This is a genomic window from Bacillus cereus group sp. MYBK14-1 (genome assembly GCF_051916885.1).
Lineage (GTDB): Bacteria > Bacillota > Bacilli > Bacillales > Bacillaceae_G > Bacillus_A > Bacillus_A cereus.
Genome location: NZ_JBQAHM010000008.1, coordinates 75614 through 90493 on the forward strand (window position 1 = coordinate 75614; position 14880 = coordinate 90493).

Here is a 14880-nt window from a genome sequence, read left to right on the forward strand (position 1 = left end):
TTATGCATGAAATATTTAAAGTTATTGATCCATTAAGTTGTTGGTAAGTATGGTTATGACATAGTAGACCTTACTGGTGGAGAAAGTAGAATTATCGTAAGACAAAATAGAGAGGTGATATTATGGCAAAATTAGGTGATGTACTTCTTCAGCCCGAAACAGGCTGGAGTCGTTTTGATGATACAGATAAAAATATTTTCTATACAGGTGATTGGTCCGTATCTACAAATAATTCTGGTATTTTCTACAATGGTTCAGTTCATATGAAATCGTATTCAAAGCCTGGAGTTTTTGAAGTCAAGTTTACCTTCACCGGTACAGGCTTACGTTTAATTGCTCAGAAAACCTCAGTAGCTGAATTTAAAGGTTTAAAGACAAACGTCACTATTGATGGAATAGATGCAGGAACTTTTGAAATGTACGACAGTTCTATCATTTCTGTATACCAGTCTATTATATTTGAAAAACTAAATTTAGCACCAGGTATTCATACAGTAACTATCAGTACAAGCGCATTGTATTTCGATGCAGTTGATATTCAAGGTGGTTCTCTTTATATATCTAAAGTAGATACTGTACTAAAAGACCCGGAACCGGGATGGGCTCGTATTGACAATACTAACAAGTATATCACATATATAGGTGAAACTTGGACACCTCGTGAGTCACTTGGTTATTACAACGATACCTACACAAACAGGTCTGCTAGTGCTATTGGAGACGGTACTGTTTCTCTCAACTTTAAAGGTACAGGCATTCGAATAATTGGACCTAAATATCAATCTGCTAGACCTGATATAAATGTTCAAATTGACGGTGTATCTTATGGTGGCTATCGAATATGGGATGAAAAAGTAAATGGTTCTAAGCAACAACTCGTTCTTCATGAGGTTTTAGGCCTTGAAGATAAAGTACATGAAATTAAGTTAACAGGTACAACTCACATGGTAGTTGACGCATTCGATATTTTAGGTGGTACTATTGTTCCTAAAGCTAAACAAGGTGACCTCCTACCAAACCCGGAACCTAGTTGGAAGCGTCATAAGTTTAATGCAAAATTAAGTGACGGTACAGTAGCTATAAAATACTACCCCGAGGGTGCATGGGAACCCTACAAGGACACTGATAAATATACAACAACTCGAGATGTCGGTTACCTTAAATTTAAATTCTATGGTAGTGCTATTAGAGTTATATCAACTCACTTCAATAACTCAGCAACTAATGCAAAGATAACTATAGACGGCATCTCGAGTTACTACAACTTCCGAGGAGATTCAGATGGAGATCGGATATCTGTTGAAAAGTTAGGGTTACCATTAAGAATTCATACCGTAGAAATCTACGCTAACAAGTCGGGTAATTTAAGTTTATCTGCTATAGACTTAAAAGATGGTGAGTATTTTGTTTCTGAAATAAATGTGGGTGAACAATTGCTAGAACCTCAACGGGGTTGGAAACGAATTGACGATACAGATAATAATATTGAATACACTGGTGTATGGGCAACGAGTACAGCTGATGATAGATACTATAACAACACGTTTCATTATAAACATGCAACTTCAAACACGCCAGCTGATTCTAACCCGGTTTCGATAAAGTTTAACTTTTCAGGAACAAAACTTAGAATTATCGGACTTGCATTATCATTGTATGACGCAAATGCTAAGATTTTAATCGATGGTGTAGAGGAAACTATCAATTTCTTCAGACCTAAAGACTTCCCACCTATCCACAAGGCGTTAATATACGAGAAGACAGGTTTACCTAATCAGTTGCATACTGTTGAAATAAAAGGTAAATTTATGAATCTCGATGCTATTGACATTGATGAATCTGGTTCAATTGGAGGTAAGCCACCAGTAAAGGTTGGGGACCAACTGTTACAACCTGAAGATGGTTGGAAACGAATTGAAGATTCTAATTCGAGCTTTAAATATACAGGAGACGGATGGGCAACTCATTCAGATGCCAAATGGTCTGGAGGGTCTACTCACTATTGCCTGAACTCAGATAAACTTGCTACGGTTGAGTTTGTATTCAATGGCACTAAGTTACGAATAATAGGAGTACTTTCTGCTGGGTATAGAGAAGGTCAAATTTGGATTGACGAACAACCGGTTGAGACTATAAACTTCGAGCAACCAAATACTCAATATCAGTCCTTAGTTTATGAGAAACTAGGTTTAGCAAACGGTGAGCATAAAGTTAAACTATCCGGTCTTAACATAAACTTCGATGCTATTGATATTGATAGTGACGGAAGTATTGAAAAACCACTTGCTAAAGTAGGTGACCAATTAATTCAACCAGAACCGGGTTGGAAACGAATTGATAATATAGATACAAATATTCAGTATCTAGGTAGCAATTGGACAAGTGATTCAGATTCTACCAGACAGTACTACAATAACACTTGCCATAACAACCTGAACACCGATAAATCAGCTCAAATTAAATTTAATTTTAAAGGTACTAAGCTGAGATTGATGTGTTCTGTTTATGAGAATCATAGTAACAAAGTTGCAATAAGTATAGATGGTCAAGTTCAGTACTATTCAGAGTCGAGAGTTGTAGATAGAGCTTATGGAAGTGTTTTATGCTACGAGAAATTAGGATTAACTGATGCCGTTCACGAAGTTACTATTAAGTGTGAAACCCCTGGTGCACTCTCACTTGACGCTATAGACATCGACGACAATGGTTCAATGAGCAAACCTCCTATTAAAGTAGGAGACCAATTATTACAACCGGAGGCGGGTTGGAAGCGTATTGACGATACCGATTCTAGTTTTAAATATGTAGGTGATTGGTGGAAGTCGGGTAATACTACTCCTGAATGGTTTAACAATACATTCCACTATGTTGACGGAGCTTCAGGGGAAGTACAATTCCAATTTTCAGGCACTAAACTTAGAATTATTGGTTGTATACACGAGTATCAGTATCGAAGTAACGATATTAAGATTATAATCGATGGTCAAGAGGAATTTTACAGTGAGCAAGCTACTAAAGTTGGATATCAAACATTGGTTTATGAGAAATTAGGTTTGGCAGAAGGTATTCACGATGTGGTTATTAAATCCGGAACTAATTCGCCTTTCCCGTTAACTTTTGATGCTATTGATATTGATAGTGACGGAAGTATTGAAAAACCACCTGCTAAAGTAGGTGACCAATTAATCCAACCAGAATCTGGATGGAAGCGTATGGATGACGCAGATTCAAATATTCAATATGATGGCAAATGGAATTTCATAACTACTCAGAAAGGTGCATACAATGAAACTCTTCATTATTATTCTGCACCATCGGGGAGTACAGAAGAAGCGTCTGCTACCTTTAAATTTAAAGGGACTAAGTTAAGACTTGTAGCATTAAGCAGTTACTTCCAGAAAAAAGCTATTTTAAAGATCGACGGAATATCTTACGACTTAACTAAGGTTGAAGGAAGATCACCAATTAGCGGAGTTCAGCAAACTTTAATGTTCGAAGCAACTGAACTTGAAGATAAAGAGCATTTAGTTGAGTTATCTGGTATAGACATAACGCTAGATGCAATCGATATTGACAAAACGGGGTCTTTAGTAAAACCAAACCCACCTGCTAAAGTAGGAGACATTTTATTACAACCTGAACCAGGATGGACTCGTGTAGATGATACAAATCCGCTAATTCATTACAGAGGTGATTACTGGGAATTAGCTAAGGGTGGAGGGTATGAACCCGGATATAATAAAACGGCAACTTATAGAGTTCCTGACCACTCGAACAGGACATTAGGGACAGTAGAGTTCTCTTTCAAAGGTACAGGCCTTCGTGTCATTTCAGCAAACTACTCCCAAAGTTCTTGGGAGGATGTTACCATGGAAATTGACGGTGTGACTGAGAAATATAAGGTTAAAACTCCAACTGACCAGGACAAGACTCGGTATCAGGTTATACTATACGAGAAAAACTTACCCAACGGCGTTCATACAGTGAAACTTACTGGTACGGTAATGACAGTAGACGCTTTTGATATAAAAGGCGGTGATTTAGTAGAAACTTCTACTAACCTTCGTGATATATTATTTGAGCCTCAACCTGGTTGGAAACGAATTGACGATACAGATAGTAATATTGAATACAATGGTGTATGGGCAACAAGCGATGCTGATGGTAGATGCTACAAGAACACTATTCATTATAAACATGCAAGTTCAAACATCCCACCTGATTCTAACCCAGTTTCTATAAAATTTAACTTTACAGGGACAAAACTTAGGATTATTGGAATTGGGTTATCTGAGTATGACTCTGGCGCTAAAATTCTAATTGACGGAGTAGAAGAAACTATCAATTTCTTTAGACCCTCAGGCTTAACTGCTATCTACCAGTCGTTAATATACGAGAAGTTAGGTTTATCAAATAAATTGCATACTGTTGAAATAAAAGGTAAATATATAAATCTTGATGCTATTGACATTGATGAATCTGGTTCAATTGGAGGTAAGCCATCAGTTAAGATCGGAGACCAACTAAAACAGCCAGAGGCAGGTTGGAAACGCCTTGATGGAACCGACTCGTTACTTAAATATCAAGGTACTTGGGAAAAAGGCTCATCTTCTGATTGGTATAATGGTACTTATCATTATGTAAAAGACAATGACTCTAAAGGTGCAGTTGAATTCGATTTTTATGGAACTCAGCTTAGAATTATTACTTGCTTCGATGTTGCATCATATCGTACAGATGACATATCAATTACAATTGATGGCGTGACAGAAAAGTATAGCGAGATAGCATCTGCTAAGGTATATCAAGGTCTTGCATATGAGAAGTTAGGATTAACTAAAGGGAAGCATAGAGTTAGAATTCAGTGTGGAACTAAAGGTACTTATCGACTTAATATTGATGCAATTGACATTGATGCAGATGGCTATATTGAAAAACCACCAATAACAGTTGGAGATTTCTTAGCTACACCAGAATCAGGTTGGCAACGTTTAACGAAGGAGAATATGTATTTTGATTATACCGGTGGCATGGATTACCAAAATCAAACACCGCCAATCAAGTACTCGTTTGATAAAATTCAGTTTAGATTCTTCGGTACAAAATTTAGATTGATTTATTCGTCTAACTTAGGCTCAAATGAAGAACAACTTGGTAACGTATTAATTGACGGAGTGAAGTATCCTGTTAATATGTTCCCTGTATCCGGACCAGCTAAAGTCGCTTGTGAAGTACTTAACCTAGATGAAGGATACCACGTGGTAACAGTCAACGGTGGAACTCATGAAGGTTGGGACCCTCAATTTATTGGTGTTGATATCGACGCTACTGGACACATTGATAGACTACCTGTAAGTATTGGTGATGTTTCTACTTATCCAAACTATGGATGGAAACGTTATGATGACAACTCCACATACATTCAATATGATGCTAACTGGAGTAAAAACGTAGCCTATAACGGTGCTTATGGCGGAAAAAGTACTTGTGCTAAAAAGGGTAAAAATGCAAGTATGGTATTCAGATTTAAAGGTACTAAGTTACGACTCATTGTTGGTTGTGCTACTAAACAATATTATTCAGATAGAATCAGAGTAAAGATAGATGACTTACCTGAAGAGGATTTTGACGCTATTGCACCACAAGATACAAACCAAGTCTTGAAATATGAGAAACTCGGTTTAGAAGATATTGAGCACGATGTAACGGTAACAGTTATCACAACTCAACCCGGTGCTTTAGAATATGACTTCCGAATGGATGCTATTGATATTGATGACACTGGTAGTCTTGTTTCACGACCTGGTGTAGGTACTGTTCTTACAGAGCCTGAAAAAGGTTGGAAACGGATTGATGATACCGATCCATTAATTCGTTATATCGGAAACTGGAAACTAGCCACGGGTAATGATAAGCACTACAACAAGACAACTCATTACAATCTCGACAAGAAACTTGACACGAGTTTCGAATTTGAGTTCGTAGGTACTAAACTTAGACTTCTAGCTTATGGCGACAGTGGTTACGATGCAACTTCTAAAGTACTTATTGATGGTAAAGAAGAAACTATGGTTTACAATAGTCCTTCAGGTAACCAAGTCATACGTTACGAGAAAATAGGTTTAGACCGTGGCAAGCATACTGTAAAAGTGATTGGTAAAGCTATGTCGTTAGATTCCATTGACATTGACGCTGACGGATACTTACTTGCTAGATTAGGTGACAAGTTAGTTGAGCCGGAACCTGGTTGGGTACGTTTTGACGATACTCACAAGAATATTGAATACAACGGTTTCTGGAAAACAACTGAAGCTGATGTTAGTTGCTACAATAATACTCATCATTGGAAGAGTAAGGAAGACAATAACGATAGCACCATCTCGGCTAGATTTTTATTCAAGGGTACTAAGTTCCGATTAATTAGTATGACAAGTCCATCCTATCCGGAAGACATTGAATTGAAAATTGATGGCCAAAAGGAAATCCTTAAACTTTCAGGAGAAGTTATGCAATACCAAACACTTGCATATGAAAAGAAAAATCTTGAAGATATGATTCACGTTATCGAGTTGTCAGGGAAATACATCAGTATCGATGCTATTGACTTAGAAGAAGGTGCAACACTATTAAAACTACCTGATGAGAAATTAAAACCATATCAAATAAGAAGTGGTTTAATCTTTAAGGATGATTTTGATACGTTCGATTCCAGATGGATTGCATCTCCTGTCGGTAGCTATTCTTTAATTGATCGAAAAGGATATTTTAGAATGCTACACAATGTTTCGCGTGACACATTATTACTTGCAGATCTTCCAAATGAGAAAGAATTCGCATTTGAAGTATCTGCTGATTATACGCCAACCCATGAAGATGACAAAGGCGGTATTATCGTTTGGAAAAACGGTGAGGAGAATATCGAGTTCTTAGAAACAGAAGATGGTACTCGAGAAACAACTGAATTGAAGTGGATGGCGTGCAAAGATAATGAAGATTGGACGTTTTTTTCTGATTATGGCGAAGGTTTTAATTTTTACGACTCAGATAGAATGAGCTGTAGTAAGTTTGGTGTTGTATTAAAAAAAGGATCGAATTCAAAATTTGTAAATCTTGATATTGATTGCATTATTGCTACAAGAGGAAGAAAGTTAACCATTGCTAATATAGCGCCGAATATAAGTGTGCAGATGGAAGATGAATTTGGGAGAATTATATTCAATGGAAATACAGGGTATAACACTGGTATTCAAATTACTCTCCCGTCACTAGAATTTACAGGTAAAGTTATTTTGACAAATGTAGAAGGTAAAGAATTAGGTGTTATTAAGACTACATTTTATGGTGGAGATGTATATGGATTCGGATCTAATTTAGAAATTAAATTTTCAGGTGAGGAGCTTTCAACATTAGCACAAACTCGATTGCCAGATATGATATCAGGGAAATCAGAAATTATGCTAGAACTTGTGAATCCTTCAGTTGCACGAGCGAATAATGTTAATTTAAGTATTGCTCAATATGAAGATAAATTTGGATGGTCATGGGCGGATCTTGCGTTAGACAGTAATGGTAAACCAGGTCAATATCAAGATAGTATCAATATTCCTTATGTAAATCCAGAAAAAACAATAAAGTTTTGGTTAAAAGTAACAAAGGGAACAGATTATGTTGGGCTTGCTCCATTACAATTTCAAATACATCTTGAACATGAGTAGCTGGGGGGTGAAAAGATGGGAACATCAATGGTCGTAAATCGATATTATAAGCAAGAAGAACAAACAGAAAATATTCTTCCAAAGCTTATCGAAAAAAAAGTAAAGGTTGAGATTAATAGTAATGAAAAGAAGTATATACCTATTGAACTAGGTATAAACAAGTATGAACTTAGGACAATCTTTGTTGAAAATACAGCAAATAATGATTATGAGTGTACAATTTTTGATAAACAAAAAGATGGGCAAATTCAGTACAGCAGTATTAAAGAAAAAAGAACATACGATATAATCAATATTCCTTGTGACGATAAAGATCAAACAAAGTCTTGTCACCTATTTATTGAAAATTTCAGTAATGTACCTTCTTTGTATACTGTGGTATTAAAAGTAACGACATTAATTTAGAGGTGAAATTAAATGACTAAGGCTATTTTTACAAAGGGAACATGCAAAAAATATGAGCTATTTGATACATTTGTTCAGGTAGCATTGAATGGGGGATGGAAATTAAAAGAAGGGAGTAATTTAACGGACGACAATTTATATCTTTATACAGATGGTTACAATGGAGATAAACATTTAGCTGTCCATCTCAATTGTTATGACTCTAACTCTTCCTCATATAATATAAGAACAACTGATTATACTGACGGCTCCATGAGAATGGGAACAATGCAGTCTAACAACACTGTTTTCTATTCACGAGACGGAATGACTTCGTTTTGCTTTTTTCCAGGAAGAACAGTTAATCAGGATACAAATACAAGCTATTCAAGGCAATATAATAGGTTGTTTGATATGGAGTACTATTACTATGTCGATAAAGAGGTTATTATTTTTTTAGTTGTCCCCTTTAAATACACTGGTTTAGGAAATGGACTTATATTTTTAGGTTTTCCTGAACAATCTTTCGTTGAAGAAAGTAAAAGAAACGACAATAAGTCGTATTCCGGTGCTGTATATGCTAATAGTGGATACAACGGTAATTCGATTGGTACCTATTGTTTACGAGTGGCAGATAACCCTAAAAACTTACTCGAAGTTCCTGGTAAGAATACAATCTCTCAAAGAACTCATAGTTTAGTTTCTACGTTATCGCCTAATATAGATAAAAAGTTTGTGTTAAGTGAAGTGTTCTATGGGGATGGTTCGACAGGAATGAGAGGAAGATTAGGAAGAGTATATCTTCTTCAGACAGGTGATATACTCGATGGCGATATAATCGAAATTAAAGTTAATAATGAAATTCAAAAATATAGATATACAGTTTTAGGTGGTGCTAGTAGTAACTATACATCATTTGTAACTAATGCAGCAGCAATTAGAGTAGAGTGAGGTTCTTAGTTTATGGATATTATTTATAAAAAAGGTTTTTGTAAACGAGCGGAGTTATTTGACGTTTTTGTTAGTAAATTTGTCGAAGGAGGATGGGAAATTCTTGAAGATGCAAGTGATCATAAAGATTATCGGGTTGTATTGCATTCTAAAGGTAGTTTAGGGAATACTCCAATGTATTTAGCTTTATATTTTTATGCAGGGTCGGGTGGCTTTGGTAATGCTTCCTACAACATTAAAACTACAAGATATTCAAATGCTATTTTTGATTTTTATAAGGAATGGGACTTTGAAAATAAAAAACATAATTCATCTGCTATTTCAGGTTATGGCAGATTGAACTTTATTAATTCTAAACCAAGTTCTTCTTATTCAGGCTCAATAACAACGGGCACTGAATTACCAGTAGAATATTATTATTACTGTGACTTAGACAGAATGATATTTGTCACAATACCCGATTCAGATAAATTTAAACAAGACAATTCTCAAGTAAATATATCACCTGTTGTTAATTTTTTTGGGATACCTGAAGAAACATATTTGAAAGAAAAAAACGATCCATATTATTCATGTGTAATTAATGCATCGAGTAGCTCAGGTTATTATGAGGATAGTTATAAATATTTAATTTTAAATAAACCTGCAGCGCTTTTAGATGTCCCATTAGGATATCAAATGTCATTTAGTCAGTTCGCAGGGTGGTCTTCTCCTTCTGATGGTGGTTCAGGTTCAGGCCCTATGATGCTAACAGACTTCTATTTAGATGATCCTCAAACAGGCCTAAGAGGTAAACTAGGATTTATATACTCATTTATACCTAATGGAAGAATAACAAAAGATGATACAATTGAAGTGGAAAGTGAAAATGGTATTCAGGTGTATAAACCTTTATGGACATCATCTAATTATTGGTCTAGTGATTCAAATAGTAAGTACACAAATTCATTTGCGGGAAATTCCACAGCTCTAGCTATAAGAATTGGGTGATTGTGCGATATGGTTATATTTAAAGGATTTATATTAAATAAAGGTTGTCAACAAACAGGTATTCGCAGGATAAATGTAGGAAAAGGAAGTAGAATAGTAGATCTAATGGGTCCTATGGATGGAGAAAGGGTATCCAATATAGGAAAAGGAAGTAGAATAGTAGATCTAATGGGTCCTATGGATGGAGAAAGGGTATCCAATATAGGAAAAGGAAGTAGAATAGTAGATTTAATGGGTCCTATGGATGGAGAAAGGGTATCCAATATAGGAAAAGGAAGTAGAATAGTAAATCTAGTAGGCCATATGGGCGGAGAAAGAGTTCCGAACGTTGGGCAAGCGAATCATATGCCAAGTCTGTTTGTAACCGGAGGTGTCCGAATTCCAGCTACAATATTTAAAGGAGATTTTCTACAAAATCAGTATATACTGGAGGAGGAAATCCGTAATCAAGCACTACCAAGAAAAGAGCCATTAGAATCACCATGGAAAAAGCGAACATATAGCAAAAATAATTTGAATTAAAACAATAGCGTGCTAAAGCAGGCTTTTTTATTTTGCTTTGGGATGTAAAAAGGGGGTGAAAGTTTGGAAAGGATTCATGAACTTGTAAAAACATTAAATGTAATGGATGTTATAAACACAACTCAATTTAAAGTTGCTTCTGTAATTAGTGGGGGATTGGGAACTTTATTTAATTTTTTATATGGTAAATCTAATTTAATTTGGATTATCATTTTGGTATGGGTAGTTGTATTAGATTGGATAACTGGTAGTAAGGCTTCAAAATTAGATGGTACGTATTCATCACAATATGGAATTGAGGGCATTGCACGAACTGTGGTTCTCTTTTTATTACCTTCTTTAGCGCATTTATTTGATATTGCATTTAAACTACCAGAGTTTTTCTATTTTATGGTAACGGGTGGTTTGATTTATCATATTTTTAATAGCTTTACAGCCAATTGTGTACGGATTGGCTGGGATAGATGGATTCCTACTTGGTTGTTAGAAAGTGTATCTTCTGAAATAGAAGCGAAAATTAGAAGATCAAACTCTAGAAAAGAAAAAAATTAAATAAAGACAAATATAAAAAATGATAGCAAAAGGAGCAGTCTCAATTGAGTTGCTCTTTTTGTTTATCGAGATTTTATTTCAGTTATTCAACAGGAAGCATGCGCAACATTATTTGTGTGGATGCTTTTTATTACACAAAAAAGAATGAACAGCGTGAAGCGTAGTACCAAGCTGTTATTCAAAAGAACCAGGAAGTTATTGAAGAATAGGCAAAAGCTTTTGGATCTATTTCTAAAGACGTAACAGGAATTAAACAAAAACTATTTGGAGGAGATGTTCAGTAATGGGACACATTGTAGATATTTCAAAATGGAATGGAAGTATTAATTGGGATGTAGCAGCAGCACAATTAGATTTAGTAATTGCTAGGGTACAATATGGTTCAAATCTAGTAGATCATTTGTATAGTGAGCATGTAGCCAAATCAGAACAATACGGTATTCCACATGCTGCATATGCTTATGGATGTTTCGTATCAGTAGCAGATGCAATTGCGGAAGCTAAGGATTTCTTAGCAAGGGTAAATCCTAATGCTAAATTCCTTGTATTAGATGTGGAAGATGACACAGTAAAGTCAATGAAAAGCAAAGGTAACCTTAGTGATTTAGCTAAAGCATCACAAGCTTTTATTGATACATGTAAAGCAGCAGGTTGGAAAGTAGGATTTTATGTAGCACACCATATGTACGGTGACTATAATTTACAAAGTGTACAAGCTGATTTTATTTGGTTACCAAGATACGGAACAAATGACGGCAGTCCACAGAAGAAACCATCCTATACTTGTGACATTTGGCAATATACCGATAATGGTTATATTGATGGTATTGGAAAAGTGGATATTAATTTATTGCAAGGTGACAAAACGCTAGATTGGTTTACCGGAGAGAAACAATCAAAACAATCTGTTGCTAATGGCGGTTATCAATATGTTAAATCTGGTGGTTTTGGTATTTCATTGGTTCAAGAAGCTCTAAATGCTATGAATGAGCGTGGAACTAAAGGACAAGTTATTTCTGATCCATTAACTGGTTTAGCATACTTGCAAACCGAAACGTTACCAAATGGTGAGCTTGATAAGATTACAGCTTGGATGGACGAAAGAAACTGGTGGTACGAGTATTTGAAATAAAACATAAGCCGTCCTGTTTGATGTGCACCCCAATTGTTAGACACGAACAACAATTGGAGGTGTACTTTTTTATGGCTATGTAATTAAAATTCACTTTTAGATAATGCTTTTGATATTGGTTTTACAATTAAACTTATTAAACGTAAACTTTTAAATATAGAACGTACAAATTTTATAGAGATGCTTCCCGTTTATATCATGCATTCATAAGTAATTCTTTTAGTTCTTTTGTGGATAATTCCATTTCTGTACACTTCTTGTTGTATTACCCTTTTCATAAAGTTTTACCCTTTGTTTTTATGTGCTATTTCACCTAATACATCTATATAAGAATCAAGTGCTTCCCCTAGAAGATATGACCCTCTCAAGAAATCACTGTTTGTTTTATCATCTATGTTTGATAATATTAACTCTATACCTTCTCTTCTAGTTTTCATTGATTGAAGTACTTTCTCATGAATTGCTTTGTAATCATCACTAGGCTCTAATTCATCGAATTTAAGAGTTACTTTCTTTAAATCGTTGAGTGCAATTTTGTAATTATCATCACCAACTGCATCATACACAGCATTAGAAGCTTCGGTTAATTCATCACTTAGGTCAAATAAGGAATCCGTATATGTTAAGGACTTATCATTTAAAGTCTTATGTCTTGATGACTCCGTAGAAGTCTCCGATACAGTTTCTTGTGAAGCTGACTCTTTCAGATGGTCTTTTGATATCCCACAACCTACCCCTAATAACATGATTGGTAAAATTACGTATGCTAGTTTTTTTGCTTGCATTTTTGTACACTCCTTTTTGAAAATATTGTAACTAATTAACATATGGAACCATAACATAAATTACATAAATAAGATATATAAATTTTTAGGTAATAAAGGGGAATTTAGACGTTTTTACAATGTGAAACTATGATAATCTGTATTGTGGTTGTAGAGGTGTCTCCCTCTGCATGCTTTTTTTCCTTTTTGAGCTCCGAATGTTTAGTGTTTGAGGGCATTTTCTATGCTCCCATAAATTCTTTATCAAAATAGAACTTGTCCATTAAGTTATTTACAATCCTGTTGAAATAAGCGAATTTCTCCTTATTCATGTTTGCTCCGGATTTAATTTTCATAACAAATTTTTTTATAGCTTTAGTGCCAATAGTAAACTTCTGGTCTTTATTAAATGCTTGTTCACCAATAGTAAAGTTAGTAGTTTTATTGCACACCTTCCACAGATATTGAATTGCTTTAGATTCACTGTAAAAAGAGCTAACAAAAGAAACGAAACTTTCTGATACACAATGAGCAACAAAATCAGCATCTTTAATCTTTTCTTCGGGTGTAGTGTTATTCTCATTAAATCACTTTTTTATAAATGCTAAAATAGGGAAAAGGAGGTCTTGTATAATGCCTTTAGAAAACTCTATTTATTATATTGGAGTTGTTATTATTTTAATGATCATCGGTGCACTGTTTGGGGGGATTATACGTATAATTCGACATACTAGCAATCACAAAAAGCAAAATTCAGTTGAGCAAAAGTTAGATAAAATTATTCAACTGTTAGAAAAACAAAACAAAGATTGACCTTACTCAAAATAGAGGTAGTTTGCAATAGCTCTCAATAACGAAAATTATGTAAATGAGCTGTCCATATGGATGACTCATTTTTTTTCTTAGCGTGAGTTTTCTTTGAAATGTTGGTGGTACCACATCACTATCAATTTAAAAGAATGACTTCCACGTTTTATGAAAAGATTAATTTGTTTTGACTGAAAATAGATTATAAAATTAATATTTAAATATATGTAGAATTTGAATATTAATATGTTATCATTTAAATGATTCAGATATGTGGTACAAAGTTAATATTTGTAGCTGAGGTCGTTTATACATATGAAAGAATTAAATTATGAAAAGGCGGTATTTAATATGAAAGCAATTAAATTAGCAGGTTTCACAATTGCAGCAGGTTTATTATTGGCAGCGTGTGGTACTGAAGAAGCGAAAATAGAGCAAGATGTGAAAAAAGAGGAACAAAAAGAAAAAGTTAAAGCATTTCAGGTAGAAAAGAAGCAAGAAGATAAGAAAGTAACGATGCAACAATCGACGGATAAGTCAAAACAGCATGAAAATGTAGCAAAGGAAACAGTTAAAGAAGAACCAAAAGCGGAGTCAACGCCTGTTGAACAACCGAAAGTCAGTGGGTTAAATGAGGCACAAGCACAAGAAAAGGTGGAACAATCGAAGACAGCACAGGGCCAGGGGGCACGTAATAAGGATGTAAAATTAAGCCAATTAGGCATCCAAACAGCAAAGGATGGAATAAAGGTGGCTGCACAGGCGCAAGACGTCCATATTGAAGCGAAAGACAGTCTAACTCGAATTGTAGTTATCGTTCCAGCTGGAACAACGAAAGAACGAGCGCAACAAGTAGGAGACACAGCAGCACGCCAGGTGGCAAGTTTTGGGACTATGGGATTATATGTAGATTTGAAAGCACCATCAAAAGACTACTTAGGGGAATATTGGGAAAACTTCTCTGGTGATATCGGTATCTATGACAGCAACGAAAAACAATTGGTACGTGGAAATATTTCCAAGTTAAATCCAACAAAAATTAATTGGTAAGAAAAACAAGATC

10 protein-coding genes and 2 pseudogenes are annotated in these 14880 nt (G+C 35.0%); 10 read left to right on the forward strand and 2 right to left on the reverse strand.

Going from position 1 to position 14880, the window contains the following annotated elements; all coding sequences use genetic code 11:
- Positions 1–122 precede the first annotated feature (122 nt).
- The 8 genes and pseudogenes from ACTFR3_RS20180 to ACTFR3_RS20215 all read left to right on the forward strand — a co-directional run bounded on the left by ACTFR3_RS20180 (position 123) and on the right by ACTFR3_RS20215 (position 12246).
- Complete coding sequence (locus tag ACTFR3_RS20180; protein ID WP_440044725.1) at positions 123–7715, forward strand: hypothetical protein; 7593 nt, start codon at positions 123–125, stop codon at positions 7713–7715.
- Positions 7716–7730: 15 nt separating this feature from the next.
- Positions 7731–8120, forward strand: a complete 390-nt coding sequence (locus ACTFR3_RS20185) for a hypothetical protein (protein ID WP_434611742.1) — start codon at positions 7731–7733, stop codon at positions 8118–8120.
- A gap of 12 nt (positions 8121–8132) precedes the next feature.
- Positions 8133–9050, forward strand: coding sequence for a hypothetical protein (locus ACTFR3_RS20190; protein ID WP_440044726.1), 918 nt, complete (start codon positions 8133–8135; stop codon positions 9048–9050).
- 12 nt (positions 9051–9062) lie between these two features.
- Positions 9063–10040, forward strand: coding sequence for a hypothetical protein (locus tag ACTFR3_RS20195; protein ID WP_440044727.1), 978 nt, complete (start codon positions 9063–9065; stop codon positions 10038–10040).
- A 9-nt stretch (positions 10041–10049) separates the two neighbouring features.
- Positions 10050–10562, forward strand: coding sequence for a hypothetical protein (locus tag ACTFR3_RS20200; protein ID WP_440044729.1), 513 nt, complete (start codon positions 10050–10052; stop codon positions 10560–10562).
- Between the two features lie 63 nt (positions 10563–10625).
- Positions 10626–11114: a phage holin family protein gene (locus tag ACTFR3_RS20205; protein WP_440044730.1), complete on the forward strand. Its 489-nt coding sequence runs from the start codon at positions 10626–10628 to the stop codon at positions 11112–11114.
- Between the two features lie 84 nt (positions 11115–11198).
- Positions 11199–11398 (forward strand): annotated as a pseudogene (locus ACTFR3_RS20210) (BhlA/UviB family holin-like peptide).
- Positions 11398–12246 (forward strand): GH25 family lysozyme, encoded by an 849-nt coding sequence (locus tag ACTFR3_RS20215; protein WP_440044731.1) that lies wholly within the window; start codon positions 11398–11400, stop codon positions 12244–12246. The pseudogene ACTFR3_RS20210 and the gene ACTFR3_RS20215 overlap by 1 nt, the downstream one beginning before the upstream one ends.
- Positions 12247–12530: 284 nt before the next feature.
- Here ACTFR3_RS20215 and ACTFR3_RS20220 read toward each other — a convergent pair whose 3' ends face one another.
- Together ACTFR3_RS20220 and ACTFR3_RS20225 are read right to left on the reverse strand one after the other, a co-directional pair.
- Positions 12531–13031 carry a hypothetical protein gene (locus ACTFR3_RS20220; RefSeq protein ID WP_001148077.1) on the reverse strand — a complete coding sequence of 167 codons (501 nt, stop codon included), beginning with the start codon at positions 13029–13031 and terminating at the stop codon, positions 12531–12533.
- Positions 13032–13252: 221 nt separating this feature from the next.
- Positions 13253–13594 (reverse strand): annotated as a pseudogene (locus ACTFR3_RS20225) (helix-turn-helix domain-containing protein); the annotation flags it as partial.
- A 49-nt stretch (positions 13595–13643) separates the two neighbouring features.
- On the opposite strand from ACTFR3_RS20225, the gene ACTFR3_RS20230 reads away from it, so the two are divergent.
- Together ACTFR3_RS20230 and ACTFR3_RS20235 are read left to right on the forward strand one after the other, a co-directional pair.
- Positions 13644–13823, forward strand: coding sequence for a DUF4083 family protein (locus ACTFR3_RS20230; protein WP_322367326.1), 180 nt, complete (start codon positions 13644–13646; stop codon positions 13821–13823).
- A gap of 309 nt (positions 13824–14132) precedes the next feature.
- Positions 14133–14867 (forward strand): DUF874 domain-containing protein, encoded by a 735-nt coding sequence (locus tag ACTFR3_RS20235; RefSeq protein WP_440044732.1) that lies wholly within the window; start codon positions 14133–14135, stop codon positions 14865–14867.
- Positions 14868–14880 lie beyond the last annotated feature (13 nt).